Annotated in this window: 12 protein-coding genes and 1 pseudogene; 8 read left to right on the forward strand and 5 right to left on the reverse strand. The window is 60.6% G+C overall.

Features of this window, described 5'->3' with window-relative positions:
* Nucleotides 1-22: 22 nt before the first annotated feature.
* The 3 genes from HX866_RS18185 (at nt 23) to HX866_RS18195 (ending at nt 9,063) form a co-directional block, all read left to right on the forward strand.
* A complete protein-coding gene (locus tag HX866_RS18185) occupies nt 23-2,770 on the forward strand; it encodes a LuxR C-terminal-related transcriptional regulator (protein WP_177140192.1) in 2,748 nt (915 codons plus the stop codon).
* Nucleotides 2,771-2,972: 202 nt separating this feature from the next.
* Nucleotides 2,973-4,667 carry a putative bifunctional diguanylate cyclase/phosphodiesterase gene (locus HX866_RS18190; RefSeq protein ID WP_177096206.1) on the forward strand — a complete coding sequence of 565 codons (1,695 nt, stop codon included), beginning with the start codon at nt 2,973-2,975 and terminating at the stop codon, nt 4,665-4,667.
* A 70-nt stretch (nt 4,668-4,737) separates the two neighbouring features.
* A complete protein-coding gene (locus HX866_RS18195; RefSeq protein WP_442604698.1) occupies nt 4,738-9,063 on the forward strand; it encodes a CHASE domain-containing protein in 4,326 nt (1,441 codons plus the stop codon).
* A 22-nt stretch (nt 9,064-9,085) separates the two neighbouring features.
* Here HX866_RS18195 and HX866_RS18200 read toward each other — a convergent pair whose 3' ends face one another.
* The 3 genes from HX866_RS18200 to HX866_RS18210 form a co-directional block, all read right to left on the reverse strand.
* Nucleotides 9,086-9,595 carry a flavin reductase family protein gene (locus HX866_RS18200; RefSeq protein WP_177096210.1) on the reverse strand — a complete coding sequence of 170 codons (510 nt, stop codon included), beginning with the start codon at nt 9,593-9,595 and terminating at the stop codon, nt 9,086-9,088.
* A 205-nt stretch (nt 9,596-9,800) separates the two neighbouring features.
* Nucleotides 9,801-10,829: a methionine synthase gene (locus HX866_RS18205; RefSeq protein ID WP_177126566.1), complete on the reverse strand. Its 1,029-nt coding sequence runs from the start codon at nt 10,827-10,829 to the stop codon at nt 9,801-9,803.
* 27 nt (nt 10,830-10,856) lie between these two features.
* A complete protein-coding gene (locus HX866_RS18210; RefSeq protein WP_177140193.1) occupies nt 10,857-11,840 on the reverse strand; it encodes a DUF1852 domain-containing protein in 984 nt (327 codons plus the stop codon).
* A 284-nt stretch (nt 11,841-12,124) separates the two neighbouring features.
* On the opposite strand from HX866_RS18210, the gene HX866_RS18215 reads away from it, so the two are divergent.
* Both HX866_RS18215 and HX866_RS18220 read left to right on the forward strand, forming a co-directional pair.
* Nucleotides 12,125-12,769, forward strand: coding sequence for an MBL fold metallo-hydrolase (locus HX866_RS18215; protein WP_177096215.1), 645 nt, complete (start codon nt 12,125-12,127; stop codon nt 12,767-12,769).
* Between the two features lie 96 nt (nt 12,770-12,865).
* Nucleotides 12,866-13,600: pseudogene (locus tag HX866_RS18220) on the forward strand (OmpA family protein); the annotation flags it as partial.
* A 194-nt stretch (nt 13,601-13,794) separates the two neighbouring features.
* On the opposite strand, the gene HX866_RS18225 reads toward HX866_RS18220, so the two are convergent.
* Nucleotides 13,795-14,229: a YhcB family protein gene (locus HX866_RS18225; RefSeq protein ID WP_177096219.1), complete on the reverse strand. Its 435-nt coding sequence runs from the start codon at nt 14,227-14,229 to the stop codon at nt 13,795-13,797.
* Nucleotides 14,230-14,378: 149 nt separating this feature from the next.
* Between HX866_RS18225 and HX866_RS18230 the strand changes: the two genes are divergently transcribed.
* The 3 genes from HX866_RS18230 (at nt 14,379) to zapE (ending at nt 17,564) form a co-directional block, all read left to right on the forward strand.
* Entirely contained in the window at nt 14,379-15,008 is a 630-nt protein-coding gene (locus HX866_RS18230; protein ID WP_177096939.1) for an alpha/beta hydrolase, read from the forward strand.
* A 14-nt stretch (nt 15,009-15,022) separates the two neighbouring features.
* Nucleotides 15,023-16,378 (forward strand): tryptophan--tRNA ligase, encoded by a 1,356-nt coding sequence (locus HX866_RS18235; protein WP_177096221.1) that lies wholly within the window; start codon nt 15,023-15,025, stop codon nt 16,376-16,378.
* A gap of 91 nt (nt 16,379-16,469) precedes the next feature.
* Nucleotides 16,470-17,564 carry a cell division protein ZapE gene (gene zapE, locus HX866_RS18240; protein ID WP_177096223.1) on the forward strand — a complete coding sequence of 365 codons (1,095 nt, stop codon included), beginning with the start codon at nt 16,470-16,472 and terminating at the stop codon, nt 17,562-17,564.
* A gap of 37 nt (nt 17,565-17,601) precedes the next feature.
* On the opposite strand, the gene HX866_RS18245 is transcribed toward zapE, so the two are convergent.
* Nucleotides 17,602-18,393, reverse strand: coding sequence for an MBL fold metallo-hydrolase (locus HX866_RS18245; protein WP_177140195.1), 792 nt, complete (start codon nt 18,391-18,393; stop codon nt 17,602-17,604).
* Nucleotides 18,394-18,425: the final 32 nt, after the last annotated feature.

The following is an 18,425-nucleotide window of genomic DNA, read 5'->3' on the forward strand; positions in this document are numbered from 1 at the left end:
AGCCCTTCAACAAGAGCCGGCCATGACTGATCTGTCCCGTATGCAAGGTCCCGTGGGCCCGGCCATACCTGCCTTGGAAGGACGTTTCTACCGTCCGCCACTGCCGGACGGCTATGTGTTGCGACCCCGTCTGTGCGAACGCCTCGGCGCCGGTTTGCATGGCCGTCTGTTGCTGGTCAGTGCCCCGGCCGGTTTCGGCAAGAGCTCGTTGGCGGTGGAGTTCTGCCAGGGCCTGCCGTTGCACTGGCAAAGCCTTTGGCTGGGGCTCAGTCCGCGGGACAACGATCCGGGACGTTTTCTCGAACGCCTGCTCGACGGTCTGCAAGATTACTTCCCGGGCCTGGGTAGCCAGGCCTTGGGCCTGCTGAAAATGCGCCAGCGCCATCAGCCTTTCGCGTTCGAAGAGTGGCTGGACGGCCTGCTCGACGAACTGGCGTTGCGCCTGTCCATCACCACGCCGCTGTTGCTGGTACTCGATGACTACCATCTGGCCCAGGGCCCGGTGCTGGATCGTTGCCTGCAGTTTTTCCTCAACCACCTGCCCGCCGGTTTGCTGGTGATGGTCACCAGTCGGCAGCGGCCTGAGTGGCATCTGGCACGCCTGCGCTTGTCACGGCAATTGCTGGAGCTGAACGAGCAGGACCTGCGCCTGACCCACGACGAATCCCTGGACCTGTTCGCGCGTCACAGCAGTTCCTTGCGGGGCGAGGCCCTGGACACCCTGATCGAGCGCAGCGAGGGCTGGGTAGCCGGTTTGCGCTTCTGGCTGCTGGCCGCGGCCCAGGCCAGCAGCGACATGGCGCTGCCCCAGGTCCTGCAAGGTGGCACCGGGCTGATTCGTGACTACCTGCTGGAGGAGGTGATTGACTGCCTGCCGCCCGAGGTCCAGGCCTTTCTCTACGACATTGCCCCCCAGGAGCGTTTTTGCAGCGAATTGTGCGATGCCATTCGCGAGTCCCACGACAGCGCGCAGATTCTCAGCTACCTGCAATCGCACCAGGTGTTCCTCGTGCCACTGGACGAGCACGGCCACTGGTTCCGTTATCACCACCTGTTTTCCGATCTGCTGCGCAGCCGTCCGCCGGGCAATACCCTGGTTCCCGCCGCCAGCCTGCACCTGCGTGCCTGCCGCTGGTTCAGCAGCCAGTGCCTGCTCGATGAAGCGGTGGAGCAGGCGTTGCGGGCCGGGCATCTGGATGTGGCGGCCAACCTGGTGCAGAACCTCTCCGAAGAGCAACTGCTGGCCGAGCAGAACGTCGGCATGCTGCTGCGCTGGAAAACCGACTTGCCCGATCGCCTGCTGGTCAGCACGCCACGGTTGATCGTGCTCTACGCCTGGGCGCTGGGGCTGGCCTGCCAGCTGGATGCCGCCGAAGAGCTGGCCAGCCACCTGAGCCGTTTCCTTCCGGCGCCCTCGGCCACGGCGCAGAAATCCATGCTCGCACAATGGCTGGCCCTGAGCGGGATCATTGCCCGTGGCCGTGGCGATCGCCAGAAGACCCAGGCCTATTGCAGCGAAGCCTTGCTCAGCCTGCCACACAAGCGTTATGGCCAGCGCCTGGTGTGTCTGTCGACCCTGTCCAACCTGGCGATTGCCGACGGCGACCTGTGGCGCGCCCGCGGCCTGAATCGCGAATCCCTGGAACTGGCCCAACGGGTCGGCAACCCCTTGTTCGAGGCCTTGGCTCATTACGACCGGGCGCGAGTGCTCCAGGCCCGTGGCGAGGTGCTGCGCGCGCTGGATGAAGTTCGCCAGGGTTTGCAGCGCCTGGAGGGTTTGCCTGCCCAGCGGCTGTACGCCGCGCGCGCCCGGCTGACGTTGTACGAGGGTTACCTGCTGACCCTGCGCCTGCAACCCGAAGCCGGGCGGATTCGCCTGCTCGCCGGCCTGCACGAGGCGCGGGCCTGCCGGGATATCAGCGTGTTGGTCGGGCATTGCGTGATTGCCAGCCAGGACGGGCGCAACGGCGAGTTCGCCAAGGCCTTTGCCGAGCTGGCCGAGGCCGAGCGCTTGATGCATATCTGGGATGTGCCGCCGATCTACTACCTGGCAATGATCACCTTGATGAAGTGCCAGCTGTGGCTGGCCCAGGGCCGTATCGACCTGGCCGAAGCCTGGCTGGGCCGGCTGGAACAGACCTACAACGGTGATCAGCCGGCGGCGCCGCCGGAGTTCCACCTGCAATTACCCCTGCATATCCAGTTGCAACAGGCCCTGCTCGAAGCCTTGCGTGGCAAGCCCGTCGCCGCGCAGCAACGGCTGGCGAAACTGGTGGAGCAGGGCCAGGCCAGTGGTGGCCAACTGCTTAGCGTGATGGCCTGGAACCAGTGGGTGCTGGTGTTGCTGGCGACAGCCGGAGAGGCCGAAGCCCGACCGTTGTTCGCCCACGCGGTGGAGGCCACCACGGGTGGGGCATTGCTGCCGTTCCATGCCCTGGCGAAGGCACATCCGGAGTGGATGCGCGAGCAACTGCTGCTCGGCCCCGACACCTCGCTGCGGCAAAGCCTGCTGGCGCTGGTGCCGGCCCAGGTCGGGCGCGAGGCGAGTGAACTGGCGCAGCCCATCGACAGTCTGAGTACCCGGGAGCTGGCGGTCCTGCACTTGATTGCCCAGGGCTGTTCGAACCAGGAGATCAGCGACCAGTTATTCATTTCCCTGCATACGGTGAAAACCCACGCCAGTCATATTAACAGCAAGCTGGGGGTCGAGCGGCGCACCCAGGCCGTGGCGAGGGCGCAGGAGCTGGGGTTGCTGGGCGAATCGCGCTGACGGTTCCATCTACCGTTCGAGCTATGCGCTATCGAAGAAGCTTCGGCGGGGTGGCTATGTGCCTTGCGTCAGCTATAACCAATAGACGTCTGCGCTCCCTTTCAACGCCTTGAACGATTGACGGTTGACGAGGAAGGGAGGGGCGGTGCCACGTCAGCGCTCTTTGGTCGTGAATTACAAAGGAATTGCCTGGGAGCAAGGAATGCGCGAGTCCACATTTAGCCCCGCTCCAGTCGTCCTGATTGTTGACGACCAGGCAACGGATGCGCTGATCCTCCGCGAGTCGGTACGGGATCTGGCACAGGTGCATGTCGCCACCAGCGGCGAAGAGGCTCTGCGCGTGGCACGCCAATGCCGTCCCGATGTGGTCCTGCTCGATATCGAGATGCCCGGCATGAACGGCTTCGAGGTCTGCAAGGCGCTCAAGGCCGATCCCAAGCTGTCCGATGCGGCGGTGATTTTCGTCACCTCCCATGCCCAGGCCGACTACGAGCTCCAGGCCCTGGGCTACGGCGGCATCGACTTTATCCAGAAACCCCTGAATATCCCGGTGGCCAGGGCCCATATCAACGCCCACATCACCCTGCGCAACGAAGCCAAGCGCCTGGCCAACCATGACGCCCTGACCGGTTTGCCCAACCGCATGCTGTTGCAGGATCGTGCCGAGCAGGCCCTGAAAATGGCCCGGCGCGATCATGGGCGGTTGGCGATGCTGTTGCTGGACCTGGACAATTTCAAGGCCATCAACGATTCCATGGGGCATTCGGTCGGCGACCAGATGCTCAAATATGTGGCGACACGCCTGTCGATGCTCCTGCGCGGCATGGATACCCTCAGTCGCCAAGGCGGCGATGAGTTCATCATCCTGCTCTCGGAGGTGGAAGGTTTCGAGGCGGTGGGCGATTTTGCCGAGCAGGTGCTGACGGCCATTTCCAGCCCGTTTTCGCTCCAGGGCACCCGCTACGACCTGAGCGCCAGCATCGGCATCGGCGTGTTCCCGGAAGACAGCGACGACCTCGAGTCGCTCTACCGGCATGCCGACGCTGCGATGTACCAGGCCAAGCAGGCGGGGCGTAACCGCTACCTGTTTTTCTCCCCTGGGATCGAAAGCGGCATGCGCGCCCGCCACCTGCTTGAACGGCACATGCGTGCGGCCATCGAGGACGGGGTGTTCGAGGTGTTCTACCAGGCCAAGGTCGATGCCCGGGACCAACGCGTGGTCGGCATGGAGGCGCTGATCCGCTGGCGCAACAGCGACGGCAACCTGGTCTCGCCGGCGGACTTCATTCCGCTGGCCGAAGAAACCGGGTTGATCATCCCCATCGGCAAGTACGTGCTGCTCCAGGCCTGCAAGGACACCTGCAAACTCCACGAACTGGGCTACCCGATCTGCGTCAGTGTGAACATCAGCGCGGTGCAGTTTCGCGAAGAGTCGTTCCTCGGGATGGTCAAGGGCATCCTCCTCGACTCGGGTCTTGAGCCGCGCTGGCTGGAACTGGAAATTACCGAAGGCGTCCTGGCCCGGGACATCGATAACGCCCGCGAAATCCTGGTGGCACTCAAGGCGCTGGGGGTGCACGTGGCCATCGACGATTTTGGCACGGGCTATTCGAGCCTGGCTTATCTCAAGCGTTTTCCCATCGATGTGTTGAAGATCGACCAGAGCTTCGTGCGCGAGATGCTTATCGACAAGAGCGACCTGGCCATTGTCGAGGCGATCATCAAGTTGGGACAGGCGCTGGGCCTGGAACTGGTCGCCGAAGGCGTGGAGACCCCGCAACAAGCCAACCTGCTGTTGGAGCAGGGCTGCCGGATCATGCAGGGCTATCTGTATTGTCGGCCGGTCCCATTTACCCAGATATGCACCTTCTTGTCTTCATGGCCACGGAAGGCATGAGGGCCGTGGGTTCAGTCGCCGACGATCGATATCCCGGTCCTCAGGACAGCTACTGCTCAAGGGAGCTCCAGTGTTGAAACGAACTAGCCCGTATGCCCTGAGTGGGCGCGTTGCGCTGATCCTGGCCGTAGGACTGCTGGCGACCGTGGTGGGATGCCTGATCCTGAAGAACAACAATGAGCAACGGACCCGCGAAGCACTCGGTGCCGCTGCCGAAAGCGCCGTGCAGTCGGTGTTGACCCGGCTGCAGTTGTATCAGTACGGGCTTCGTGGCACCCGTGGCGCGATGGTCACCGCCGGCGAGAATGGCATGACCCGGGAGATCTTCCACCGCTACAGCCAGATGCGCGACGTACCCAAGGAGTTTCCCGGCGCCCGTGGGTTCGGATTTATCCGCCGGGTACCGCCCCAGGATCTGGATGCCTTTGTGCGTCATGCCCGGGCCGATGGTGCACCGAATTTCACGATCCAGCAGTTTGCCCCCCATGAAGGCGACCTCTATGTGGTCCAGTACCTGGAACCGAACGCCGACCACTCGGCGGCATTCGGCCTGGACATCGCCTCGGAGTCCGACCGGGCCGAGGCGGCCAGGGCGGCGGCGCGCAGTGGGAGTGCACGCATCACCTCGCCGATCACCCTGGCGCAGGCGGTGGGCAAGCCAGAGCAGTCGTTCCTGATTCTGTTGCCGATCTACAAAAACGGCATCGTGCTGGCCACCGAGGACGAGCGCGAGGCGGCGGTGGTCGGTTGGGGCTACGCGCCCTTGCTGATCGAGAACGTGCTGAGCGGTTTGTTGCCGGAGAGCGAGGCGGTCAATCTGCGCATCACCGACATCACCGTGCCGGGGGCGCAGGAGCAGTTCTACCAGACGACCTATGAGGAGGGCGTGCTGCCCGCGGGATTGATGACCTACACCCTGGAGCGCGACATCTTTGGCCGGCGCTGGCAGGTCGAGTTGGAGGCGCTGCCGCTGTTCGCCGAGCGCCTGCACCTGGTCTCGCCGACAGTGGTGTTTTTCCTCGGTGTCCTGGCAAGCCTGCTGGTGGCCGCGCTCGCCGCCATTGCCGGGGTCAGTTCCCAGCGACGTCTGCAGGTGATTGCCGAGCAAGCGCGGTTGGCCTCGATCGTCGAGGGCTCGGCGGACGCGATCATCGGCAAGACCCTGGAAGGTGTGGTGACCAGTTGGAACCAGGGCGCGCAGAACCTCTTGGGTTATACCGCGCAGGAAGCGGTGGGCCAGCCGCTGGTGAAGCTGATCGTGCCGCCTGAGCTGGCCTCGGAGGAGGTCGAGATCCTGGCCCGGATCGCCCGCGGCGAGACCATTACCAACTTCGACACCCTGCGGCACTGTCAGGACGGTCGGCGTATCCACGTCTCGGTGAATGTTTCGCCGATCCGTGACGCCAGCGGCCGGGTAATCGGCGCCTCCAAGATTCTGCGCGATGTCACCGCGCAGAAGGCCGCCGCCGCGCGGATTCTCGAACTCAATTCCAGCCTCGAAGAGCAGGTGGTGGCACGCACCTCGGAGCTGCGGCGGATCAATCTGCTGTTCAGCAGTGTGCTGCGCTCGGCTTCCGAGGTGTCGATCATTGCCACCGATCTGGGCGGTGTGATCAGCGTCTTTAATGAAGGCGCCGAGCGCATGCTCGGTTATCGCGCCGAGGAAGTGGTGGGCAAGACCACGCCGGTGATTTTCCATGTCGAGCAGGAAGTCATCGACCATGGGCTTGAGCTCAGCGCCGAGTATAAGCAGGCGATCGAGGGCTTCAGGATTTTTGCCCACAAGCCGGAGTTCGAACAATCGGAAACCCGCGAATGGACCTATGTGCGCAAGAACGGCTCACAGGTGCCGATCACCCTGGTGGTGACGTCCTTGCGCGACGACGAGGGGCAGTTGGCCGGCTACCTGGGAATCGCCGTCGATATCACCCAGCGCAAGGCCGCGGAAAATCAGTTGGAACTGAGCCTGCAAGCCACCCGGCTGATCCGCGATCAACTGTTGATGGCGTCCGATGTGGCCGAACTGGGGGTCTGGACCTGGACGTTGGAGGACAATGCGTTGCAATGGAACGACCGGATGTACGAGTTCTACGACCAGCCGCTGAGTCTGCGGGACAACGGGCTGAACTATGGGCACTGGCATGAGCGGGTCCACCCCGAAGACGTCGAGGCGGTGGCTGCGCAATTGGCGGCGGCCGTTGCCGGAGAAGGCGTCTATGATCCGATTTTCCGTCTGTTGGGGCCGGGAGGTCGTATCCGCTATATCCAGGCGGGTGCCCAGATCGAGCGCGATGCCCAGGGGCGGGCGTTGCGCGTGACCGGCATCAACCGCGACATCACCACCCAGCGCCAACTGGAGTCGCACCTGCTCCAGGCCAAGAACCAGGCCGACAGCGCCAGCGCCGCCAAGTCGTACTTCCTGGCCAACATGAGTCATGAGATCCGCACGCCGATGAACGCGGTGCTGGGGATGTTGCAACTGGTCCAGCACACCGACCTCAATGCCCGCCAGCGCGACTACGTGGTCAAGGCCCAGACGGCGGCCAAGTCACTGCTGGTCCTGCTCAATGACATCCTCGATTACTCGAAGATCGAGGCCGGCAAGCTGCAACTGGATCTGCACCCCTTCGAGCTTGAGCCGCTGATGCGTGATCTGGCGGTGGTGCTGGCGGGCAACCAGGGCAGCAAGGAGGTCGAAGTCATGTTCGACCTCGATTCCGACCTGCCCGGCAGCCTGGTGGGTGACAGCCTGCGCTTGCAGCAGGTGTTGATCAACCTGGCGGGCAACGCCCTGAAGTTCACCCAACAGGGCCAGGTGGTGGTCAGCATCCGGCAGATGAAGCGTTTCCAGGGCTGGGTGACGATCCGGATCGAGGTCTGCGACACCGGCATCGGCATCAATACCGAACAATTGCAGCGCATCTTTGATGGTTTCACCCAGGCGGAAGCCTCGACCACCCGCCGTTTCGGCGGCACCGGCCTGGGGCTGGTGATCTGCAAGCGGCTGGTCGGCCTGATGGGCGGTGAGTTGCGGGTCGAGAGCGAAGTGGGCAGCGGCAGCCGGTTCTGGTTCGATATCAACCTGGAGGCGGCCCGTGGCGACCCCTTGCGGCTGTCCTGCCCGGGTGTCGATTCGGCGATGCGCCTGCTGGTGGCTGACGACAACTCCATGGCCTGCGAGTTGTTGTTGCGGACCGTGCGTTCCCTGGGCTGGACGGCGGACACCGTGAGTGGCGGCACGCTGGCGGTCGAGGGCGTGCGCAATGCGCAAATGCGCGGCGAACCCTATGACGTGGTGCTGATGGACTGGCGCATGCCGGACATGGACGGCCTCAGCGCCGCCCGGCTGATCAGTTTGCAGGAACAGGCCGCGCCGCCGCCGATGGTGATCATGATTACCGCTTACGGGCGTGAAGTCCTGGCGGATGTGCACCACGAGGGCGACGCGCCGTTCGTGGGGTTCCTGACCAAGCCCGTGACACCCCGGCAGTTGGCCGATGCGGTCCAGCAGGCCTTCAGCACCGACGAGTCGCTACCCGAGTCGCTGCCCGGACCCGCCCGCCCCCGGCGCCTGGCCGGCTTGCGCCTGTTGGTGGTGGAAGACAACGCCGTCAACCGCCAGGTCGCCGATGAACTGCTGAGGGGAGAGGGGGCTCAAGTCAGCCTGGCGGAAGGCGGATTGGAGGGCGTCAGTCAGATTCTGTCGGCGTCGACGCCGTTCGATGCGGTGCTGATGGATATCCAGATGCCGGACATCGATGGCATGGAGGCGACACGGCGGATTCGCCGGCATCCGCATTTTGCCCTGTTGCCGATCCTGGCGATGACCGCCAATGCCTCCAACAGTGATCGTGACGCCTGCATCGCGGCGGGCATGAACGACCATGTGAGCAAGCCCATCGACCTTGAGCAACTGGTGCAGACGCTGCGGATCCAGACCGGGCGCGAGGTGCCCCAACCGTTGATGACGAGCCAGGCGGCGCGTCCTTCGACGGAGGTGGTGATTGAGGCGCGGGATTCGATCATGGGACGCTTCGGCGGCAATATCGAGTTGATCAACACGGTCTTGTACACCTTCGGCGCGGAGTTGGAAAAACAGCTGACGTTGCTGCCGGAGCAACTGAAGGACCGTGACGGTCCGGCGGTGGCGGCGGTGTTGCACGCAATCAAGGGCAGTTCCGGTACCGTGGGCGCGCAGGTCCTGTCACAGCGCGCCGGTGCCCTGGAACGCGAGCTGATGTATGGTGATGCGACGGCGGTGATGCGCGTGCTCGAGGACCCGCAATGGTTGCCGGAGCTCAGGGACTTGCTGGTGCGCAGTGTCGAGCAGTTGAAGTCGGCGTTCGGCACCGGCTATCGAGGGAGTTCGTCCCGGGAGGCGGCTTCGGGGCCGTAAAGAGCGCAGCGCAGGTAAACACTCAAGCGGTGCCATGCGCGGCGAGGTTGCAATATTGTCCTTTGAAATACAGCAATGGCTGCCTGGCAGCCGCTTCTTGCAGGTTTAACGCTTTCACTTCACCAATCACGATCAGGTGATCACCTGCGGCGTGTTCGGCGTGAATTTCGCAATCAAGCCAGTGCAGGCTGCCGGCAATGATCGGATTACCCAGCGGCGATGCCTGCCATTCGACGCCGTGCCACTTGTCCGTGCCTTTGCGAGCGAACTGGTTGGAAATCCTGACCTGCTCACCTGACAGGATATTGACTGCGAATCGACCTGCCTGGCGAATCTTGGGATAGCTGGCCGAACTGGACATTACGCTGAATGACACCAGCGGCGGGCTCATCGACACGCTATAGAACGACTGGCAAGTGAAGCCAATCGGCTCGCCATCAGTGTGTGATGTAATCACTGTGATACCGGATGCATAGTGCCCGAGCGCTTCGCGAAAGCTCAATGGCTCGATAGCCGTACTGGGAAGTGACATGGTAGATCCTGAATGTGAGGTGCAGTTCGAAAGTGTCGAGGAAGGCCTGAAGTAGCCCGGTAATGTTGGCTGACTTCAGCCTTGCCAATCTTGAAAGCGGCCCATCGATCAAACCGACCATGAATCCGCGCGGCCTCGACGATGGTGCTTTGGCGCAGCATCGCCTTCCATTCAGCCGTACACCCCTTCCGGCTTTAGCTCGGTACTAGTTCGAGAGTTCTCTCCGGACGATTTCTGCGCCTGCGCTTAACGCATTGAGCTTGCCTCTGGCGACTCGACGAGGCAGGGGGGCCATGCCACAGTTGGTGCAGGGATAGAGCTTGTCGGCATCGACAAACTGCAGTGCTTTTCGCAGGGTATTGGCGACTTCCTCGGGTGTTTCAATGGTATGGTTTGCCACATCAATGGCCCCGACCATCACTTTTTTGCCTCGAATGAGTTCAATCAGTTCCATGGGGACATGAGAGTTGTGACATTCCAGTGAGATGATATCGATACTGGACTTTTGCAGCTTGGGGAAGGCTTCTTCATATTGTCGCCATTCTGATCCCAGCGTCTTTTTCCAGTCGGTATTGGCCTTGATGCCATAACCGTAGCAAATGTGTACAGCCGTTTCACACTTAAGGCCTTCAATGGCCCTTTCCAAGGTAGCCACCCCCCAATCATTCACCTCATCAAAGAAAACATTAAAAGCGGGCTCGTCAAACTGGATGATGTCAACCCCCGCAGCTTCTAACTCCCTGGCTTCTTGATTGAGAATGGTGGCGAATTCCCAAGCCAGTTTTTCGCGGCTTTTATAATGGTTGTCATAAAGCGTATCGATCATGGTCATGGGACCTGGCAGAGCCCATTTTATGGGTTGCTGGGTTTGCTGACGCAAAAACCTGGCATCTTCAACAAACACTGGCTTTTGGCGAGTTACAGCCCCCACCACCGTCGGTACGCTCGCGTCATAGCGATCACGAATTCGAACGGTCTCGCGTTTCTCGAAATCAACGCCGCTGAGGTGCTCAATAAAGGTGGTGACAAAATGTTGGCGTGTTTGTTCGCCGTCACTGACAATATCAATGCCCGCCTGTTGTTGTTCTTGCAATGACAAACGCAGGGCATCTTGTTTGCCTTCAATCAATTCCTCATCTTGCAATTTCCAGGGTGACCAGAGTGTCTCGGGTTGTGCAAGCCAGGCGGGTTTAGGCAAGCTGCCAGCCGTTGAAGTGGGTAATAATTTTTTCATAATGGATGACCTTGTATTTTTGATGAGTCAAAGCGCGTGATTGGCAGACCACTGCTGGAGGGTGGCCTGGTGCGGCTTGATAAAGTGCTCTTCAACAAACTTGCCTTGCTCAATCGCCAGGCGGCTACGTTCTTCTCGATCATAAACAATTCGAGTTAATGAGTAGTCCTGGTGCTTCAAGCTGGGTTGATAGGACTTCCCGGCTGCAGAGTTCGCGTTGTAAATCTCGGCTCGGTAAATCTTCTGGAAGGTGTCCATCGTGCTGATGGTGCTGATCAACTCAAGGTTGGTGTAATCACCCAGCAAGTCGCCGGCAAAATAGAAAGCCAAAGGCGCAACACTATTCGGTGGCATGAAATAGCGAACCTTCAAGCCCATTTTGTTGAAGTATTCATCGGTTAAGGAGTCTTCATCTTGCTGGTATTCAACACCCAATACAGGGTGCTGGTTTTCAGTCCGCTGATAGGTTTTGGTGCTCGAAACACTCAGGCATATGACCGGTGGCTTGTTGAAGTTATCTTTGTACGTGTTCGAATTCACGAAATGCTTGAATAGCTTTCCATGCAGCTCTCCAAAATTATCTGGAGTGCTAAAGCCGGGCTGATTTTTGTTGTGCTCCAGCAAGAGAACGCTGAAGTCATAGTCTCGCACGTAAGAGGAAAAGTTATTCCCTGTCATGCCCTCGAGGCGTTCGTTGGTTTTTCGATCAATAATATGGGTTTTCAATATTTCAATCAGCGGGAGGGCGTTGCCGCTGTTTTCAGTATCAATATTCATCTCGACGGAAATGATTTCAAGTTCGACAGTGTAACGATCGCCTTTGGGGTTGTCCCAGTGCGCCAAGGCATTGAAGCGGTTGTCGATCATCTTTAAGGTGTTGCGCAAATTTTCTTGACGACTCGTGCCTCTCGCCAAATTGGCAAAGTTGGTAGTGATGCGCGTATTTTCTGAGGGATGATAGTTTTCATCGAAACAAATGCGCTTGATCGTAAATGTGAATTCTTTGTTCATGGCAATGGGGTGTCCTGATTTCCGAAAAGAAGCCTGAATTGACTCATTGCCTTTTCAGTATTTGGCAATTTTCTTTTCTGGGTTGGTCACTCGAAAATATTGATATGGTCTATAATTAAGACGTATTTTATGCTGAGCCATTGATTGAGTGAAAATGAATTGATTTCACTAAATCTTTAGTCATCTTCATGATGGGGTGTGCGGTCAGTTGCAGGCGTCCCTGCCCCACAGGACTCACTGAATCGTCATGGCTTTCGTGGCGGCCGTTTCATTAAGGAATACCCATGGAAGTCGCAAAACCCGCGCTGATTCGCGAAACTTTCCCCGTCGGCCCTTTGCAGTGCAACTGCACCCTGATCGGCGACCCGATCACGAAAAAGGCCATCGTTGTCGATCCGGGTGGCAATCCGGAGTTGATCATCGCCCGGCTCGAAGCCCATGGGCTGAAATTGGTCAGCATCATCCACACCCATGCGCATCTGGATCATTTCCTGGCTTCCGGCCAACTCAAGGAGAAAACCGGCGCGACCTTGCACCTGCACAAGGAAGACCAGTTCCTCTGGGACAACCTGGAAATGCAATGCAACCTCTTCGGCGTGCCCTATGTGCCGGTGCCGTCGCCGGACCAATGGCTGGCCGACGATGAAGAACTGGCCTGCGGGTGTGGGCTGGCCCTGCACACGCCAGGACATACCCCGGGCTCCATGAGCTTCTGGTTTGCCGAAGCAAAACTGTTGATTGCCGGAGACACGCTGTTTCGTCGCGGGATTGGTCGCACCGATCTGTGGGGCGGTGACCAGGCGACTATCGTGCGCTCGATCAAGCAGCGCCTGTACACCCTGGATGAAGAGGCGATTGTAGTCACCGGACATGGCCCTGACACCCGTCTGGGCGAGGAAATGCGCGAGAATCCTTTCGTTCGCGGCTGAAAGATTTCATGGAATTTTCGCCATTCGTCATGTTCCAAGGTCCATGGAGGTCTATCTTCAACCTCGATTGCACCAAAATCAGTAGGAGCTTGATTCATGTTCACCTCGCGTCGCTTGATTATCCTTGCTACCGCCGTCGCCATCGTGTCCGGCTGTGCGTCGCAAAACCCGTATGACAACCAGGGACAGGCACAGCAACCACCCAGCTCGGGGGGCGTGAGCAACACCGTCAAATACGGCGGTATGGGGGTGTTGGCCGGTGCCGCCGCCGGTGCGTTGATCAACCACAAAAACCATGGCCAAGGCGCGATGGTCGGTGGTGCCCTGGCCGGTCTGGCCGGTGCCGGTTACGGTTACTACGCCGACCAGCAGGAAAAGAAACTGCGGGCGAGCATGGCCAATACCGGGGTCCAGGTGCAGCGCCAGGGTGATCAGATCAAGCTGATCATGCCGGGCAATATCACCTTCGCCACCGACTCGTCGGATATCTCCCCCAGCTTCTATCAGCCGCTGAACAACCTGGCCGGTTCGCTCCGTGAGTTCAGCCAGAACCAGATCGAGATCGTCGGCTACACCGACAGCACCGGCAGCCGCCAGCACAACATGGACCTGTCCCAGCGTCGGGCCCAGAGCGTGGCGAGCTACCTGACATCCCAGGGCGTGAGCGGGGCCAACCTCTCGGCGCGCGGTGCCGGCCCGGATAATCCGGTGGCCAGCAACGCAGATGTCAACGGTCGGGCGCAAAACCGTCGTGTCGAGGTCAACCTGAAGGCGATTCCCGGACAGCAATACGGCCAGCCACAGGGGCAACCGCAAGGTCAGCCGTACCCGCCACAAGGTCAGCCGCAGTATCAGCAGCAGGGCCAACCTCAGTACCAACAGCAAGGTCAGCCGCAATACCAGCAGGGCCAGCCGTACGGTCAGCCGGTGCAGCAGTACCCTTGATTGCCTGACTGAACCCCAGGCGTAAAAAAGCCCGCCCGATCACTGATCGGGCGGGCTTTTTATTGGCACGGGAAACCGGCTTATTTTTTCAGGCCGTAGTGCTCATCCAGCATGCCGGGCGCATTCGGCGCCTTGGGCGCGTAGTCACGCGGCGGCTCCTGGCTGCGCGGCGGCGTCAGGCGTTCCCGTGGGCTCTGTACCGCATCGGCGTGCAGGGCGGCGAGCAGGCGTTGGCGAGTCAGTTCGTCCAGGGCCAGACGATTGGCGCCCTCGGCGAGATGGTCCTGCACTTCCTGGTAGCTCTGGGTGAGCTTTTTCACCAGGTTCGCGGTGCTGTTGAAGTGGGTGACCACCTCGTTCTGATAACTGTCGAAACGTTCCTGGATATCGTCCAACTGGCGCTGCGTGCTGCTCGGAGCGGCACTCGGTACCAGGCGGGCGATCAGGAAACCAATGGCGACACCGGCAACCAGGGCAAGAGTCGGCAACAACCAAACTAAGAGCGAGTGTTCCACGAGTCCTTCCTCTATAAACGGCTTTGCTTTACGTTAACGGCTCGGACCTGCGCTGTATACCGCGATCTTAAGGTCGCAGTGATGTCAGGCACAGACTTTTAGCTAGACGAGTCGACCCCTTGAGAGGTCACGGAGTTCCTTCCTTGCTGATGCGTGAAACCCCTGTATTGATCGATGGCCCTGTCGGCCAATTGGAAGCCTTGTACCTGGACGTGCCCGAACCACGGGGCCTGGCGCTGATCTGCCACCCCAATCCGGTGCAGGGCGGGACGATGCTCAACAAGGTCGTTTCGACCCTGCAACGCACCGCCCGCGATGCCGGCCTGATCACCTTGCGCTTCAACTATCGCGGTGTCGGTGCCAGCGCCGGCAGCCACGACATGGGCCACGGCGAAGTCGATGACGCCCAGGCCGCCGCGCAATGGCTGCGCGAACAACACCCGGACCTGCCCCTGACCCTGTTCGGCTTTTCCTTTGGTGGTTTTGTCGCGGCGAGCCTCGGCGGTCGCCTGGAAGCCCAGGGCGAGACCTTGCAGCACCTGTTCCTGGTGGCGGCGGCGGTCATGCGTTTGCAGGCGGTCGATCGTCTGCCGGAAAACTGCCCGCTGACCCTGATCCAGCCGGAAACCGACGAAGTGATCGATCCGCAGCTTGTCTATGATTGGTCGGCCGCGCTGGAACGTCCCCATGAGCTGCTGAAAGTGGCAGAATGCGGACACTTTTTTCACGGCAAGCTGACTGATCTCAAGGATCTGATCCTGCCGCGCCTCTCGAATTGAACAAGCGATCATCCATGACCACACGTACGCGCATCCTCACCGGCATCACCACCACGGGCACGCCGCACCTGGGTAACTACGCTGGCGCGATCCGCCCGGCGATCCTCGCCAGCCGTGACAGCAATGCCGATTCGTTCTACTTCCTGGCCGACTATCACGCCCTGATCAAGTGCGATGACCCGCTGCGCATCCAGCGCTCGCGTCTGGAAATCGCCGCGACCTGGCTGGCTGGTGGCCTGGACGTGGACCGCGTGACGTTCTATCGCCAGTCGGACATCCCGGAAATCCCCGAGCTGACCTGGCTGCTGACCTGCGTTGCGGCCAAGGGCCTGCTCAACCGCGCGCATGCCTACAAGGCCTCGGTGGACAAGAACGTCGAAGGTGGCGAAGACCCGGATGCCGGCATCACCATGGGCCTGTACAGCTATCCGGTGCTGATGGCCGCGGACATCCTGATGTTCAACGCCCACCAGGTACCGGTCGGTCGCGATCAGATCCAGCACGTGGAAATGGCCCGCGACATCGGCCAGCGCTTCAACCACCTGTTCGGCCAGGGCAAGGAATTCTTCGTCATGCCCGAAGCGCTGATCGAGGAAAGCGTCGCCACGCTGCCGGGCCTCGATGGCCGGAAAATGTCCAAGAGCTACGACAACACCATCCCGTTGTTCAGCAGCGCCAAGGACATGAAGGACGCCATCTCGCGCATCGTCACCGATTCCCGCGCGCCGGGCGAAGCCAAGGATCCCGACAACTCGCACCTGTTCACCCTGTTCCAGGCGTTTTCCACCCAGGCGCAGGCCGATGAATTCCGTGGCGAGTTGCTGGCGGGCCTCGGTTGGGGCGAAGCCAAGAGCCGCTTGTTCACCCTGCTGGACAATGACCTGGGTGAGGCCCGTGAGCGTTATCACGAACTGATCACCCGTCCGGCAGATCTGGAAGACATCCTCCAGGCCGGGGCGAAGAAAGCCCGCAGTGTTGCCACTCCGTTCCTCGGCGAACTGCGCGAGGCGGTGGGCCTGCGCTCCTTCGTCAACCAGACCCAAGTGGCTGCGAGCGGCAAGAAGAAAGCCGCCAAGGCCGCGCGTTTTGTCAGCTTCCGCGAAGACGACGGCAGTTTCCGCTTCCGTCTGCTGGCCGCCGATGGCGAACAACTGCTGCTGTCGCGACACTTTGCCGATGGCAAGGCCGCTGGCGCGGTGACCAAGCAATTGCAGTCCGGCCAGGCCCTGGACATTCGCAGCGAGGCTGGGCGCTTCAGCGTCTGGCTGGAAGGCGAATGTGTTGCCGATAGCGCCGAGTTCGCCGACGAAGTGTCGCGTGACGCTGCCATCGAGGCGTTGCGGGTCGCGCTGACCCCCGCGCAGGATTGATTCGAGGCCTTCCCCGACCAAGGGTTGATTGCCATTCCCACGGGCCGTCGCTAAAGTGACGGCCCGTTTTTGTTACCTTGCTAACGAAATTATGACGCCCCTAGAACGATATCAAGCTGATCTGAAACGCCCCGAGTTCTTTCACGACGCGGCCCAGGAAACGGCAGTGCGCCATTTGCAGCGCCTGTACGACGACCTGATCGCGGCCTCGCAGAACAAACCGGGCCTGCTCGGCAAACTGTTCGGCAAGAAAGACCACGTGCCGGTCAAGGGCCTGTATTTCTGGGGCGGCGTCGGTCGCGGCAAGACCTACCTGGTGGACACCTTCTTCGAAGCGCTGCCGTTCAAGGAAAAGACCCGCACGCACTTCCACCGCTTCATGAAGCGGGTGCACGAAGAAATGAAGACCCTGACCGGCGAGAAGAACCCGCTGACCCTCATCGCCAAGCGTTTTGCCGATGAGACCCGGGTGATCTGTTTCGACGAGTTCTTTGTTTCCGATATCACCGACGCGATGATTCTCGGCACCCTGATGGAAGAGCTGTTCAAGAACGGCGTGACCCTGGTGGCCACCTCGAACATCGTGCCGGACGGCCTGTACAAGGACGGCCTGCAACGTGCGCGCTTCCTGCCGGCGATTGCCCTGATCAAGCAGAACACCGAGATCGTCAACGTCGACAGCGGCGTCGACTACCGCCTGCGTCACCTGGAACAGGCCGAACTGTTCCACTTCCCGCTGAACGAAGTGGCCGAGGAAAGCCTGCGCAAAAGCTTCCGTGCGCTGACGCCGGAATGCACCCAGGCCGTCGAGAACGATGTACTGATGATCGAGAATCGTGAGATTCGCGCGATCCGTACCTGTGACGACGTCGCCTGGTTCGACTTCCGCGCGCTCTGCGATGGTCCACGCAGCCAGAACGACTACATCGAACTGGGCAAGATCTTCCATGCCGTGTTGCTCAGCGGTGTTGAGCAGATGAGCGTCACCACCGACGACATCGCCCGTCGATTCATCAACATGGTCGACGAATTCTATGACCGCAACGTCAAGCTGATCATCTCGGCGGAAGTGGAACTCAAGGATCTCTACACCGGCGGTCGTTTGAACTTCGAGTTCCAGCGTACCTTGAGCCGATTGCTGGAAATGCAGTCCCACGAATTCCTCTCGCGGGCGCACAAGCCTTAAGCGTGATAACCGGCGCGGCCCTTGAGCTGCGCCGGGCTCAGGGCTGTTCCGGGGCGGGGAAGTGCAATATTTCTCCGTCCCTGGGGATCAGCAGGCGCGCTTCGACGCCGGCCAACTGCGCCGCGTCGGCCAATTCCCGGCGTGTTACCGGGCAGTGACTGAGGGCCTCCAGGTGATTGGCGATGACCAGGCCGTCTGACAGCCGGGTGAATTCGATCACTTCTTCTGCCCCCATGATGATGTCCCCACCCAGATCGAATCGCGCGCCACCCGCCGGTACAACAGACAACTGCGGCCGATGTTCGGCGACGAATGCTTTTACGGTCGGGGTAAGCAGGGTGTCGCCACTCAGGTAGAGGCTCGGTTCGCCCGGCATTTCAATCAGATAACCCACTCCATGCTCCATCAGCTTGCCCACCAGTCCGTGACCGTGGGTGCAGCGCACCGTGCGAATCTGACCGTCAAGGAAAGGGCTGGGGTGCTCGTGGTCGCTGGGCAGCGACTGCACGTTCAAGTCATGGGTGGCCAGGTAGGCTGCGTCGTGGGGCGTGCAGATCACCGGTGTGCCGGTGTCGCGCAGCCATTTTTTCGCCGCGCGATCCAGGTGGTCGAAGTGACCTTTCTGGCAATGGGTGATCAGGCAATGGGTCACCGATTCCAGCGCTGCGGTTGCCGAGGCCGGCAAATCGACCAGCGGATTGCGTTGCCTGGCGCTGAATACCCGCAAGGGCGGCAGCGAGAGTTTTCGCGCCAGCATCGGGTCGACCAAAATACGCTGGCGGCCGAACTCCAGGATAATTGTCGCGTTGCGCAGTTGATGGATGTGCATGCTCATACCTCGCAGATGAGGTGGCATTGTGT

Origin of the sequence: Pseudomonas gingeri (assembly GCF_013386165.1) — a bacterium.
In the GTDB taxonomy this organism is placed as follows: Bacteria; Pseudomonadota; Gammaproteobacteria; order Pseudomonadales; family Pseudomonadaceae; genus Aquipseudomonas; species Aquipseudomonas gingeri_C.

What these genes read in the sequence shown, in the direction of transcription:
- HX866_RS18185 (WP_177140192.1), top strand. Translation starts at nt 23, where the DNA reads ATGACTGATCTGTCCCGTATGCAAGGTCCCGTGGGCCCGGCCATACCT.
- HX866_RS18190 (WP_177096206.1), top strand. Translation starts at nt 2,973, where the DNA reads ATGCGCGAGTCCACATTTAGCCCCGCTCCAGTCGTCCTGATTGTTGAC.
- HX866_RS18200 (WP_177096210.1), bottom strand. Translation starts at nt 9,595, where the DNA reads ATGTCACTTCCCAGTACGGCTATCGAGCCATTGAGCTTTCGCGAAGCG.
- HX866_RS18205 (WP_177126566.1), bottom strand. Translation starts at nt 10,829, where the DNA reads ATGAAAAAATTATTACCCACTTCAACGGCTGGCAGCTTGCCTAAACCC.
- HX866_RS18210 (WP_177140193.1), bottom strand. Translation starts at nt 11,840, where the DNA reads ATGAACAAAGAATTCACATTTACGATCAAGCGCATTTGTTTCGATGAA.
- HX866_RS18215 (WP_177096215.1), top strand. Translation starts at nt 12,125, where the DNA reads ATGGAAGTCGCAAAACCCGCGCTGATTCGCGAAACTTTCCCCGTCGGC.
- HX866_RS18230 (WP_177096939.1), top strand. Translation starts at nt 14,379, where the DNA reads ATGCGTGAAACCCCTGTATTGATCGATGGCCCTGTCGGCCAATTGGAA.
- HX866_RS18235 (WP_177096221.1), top strand. Translation starts at nt 15,023, where the DNA reads ATGACCACACGTACGCGCATCCTCACCGGCATCACCACCACGGGCACG.
- zapE (WP_177096223.1), top strand. Translation starts at nt 16,470, where the DNA reads ATGACGCCCCTAGAACGATATCAAGCTGATCTGAAACGCCCCGAGTTC.
- HX866_RS18245 (WP_177140195.1), bottom strand. Translation starts at nt 18,393, where the DNA reads ATGCACATCCATCAACTGCGCAACGCGACAATTATCCTGGAGTTCGGC.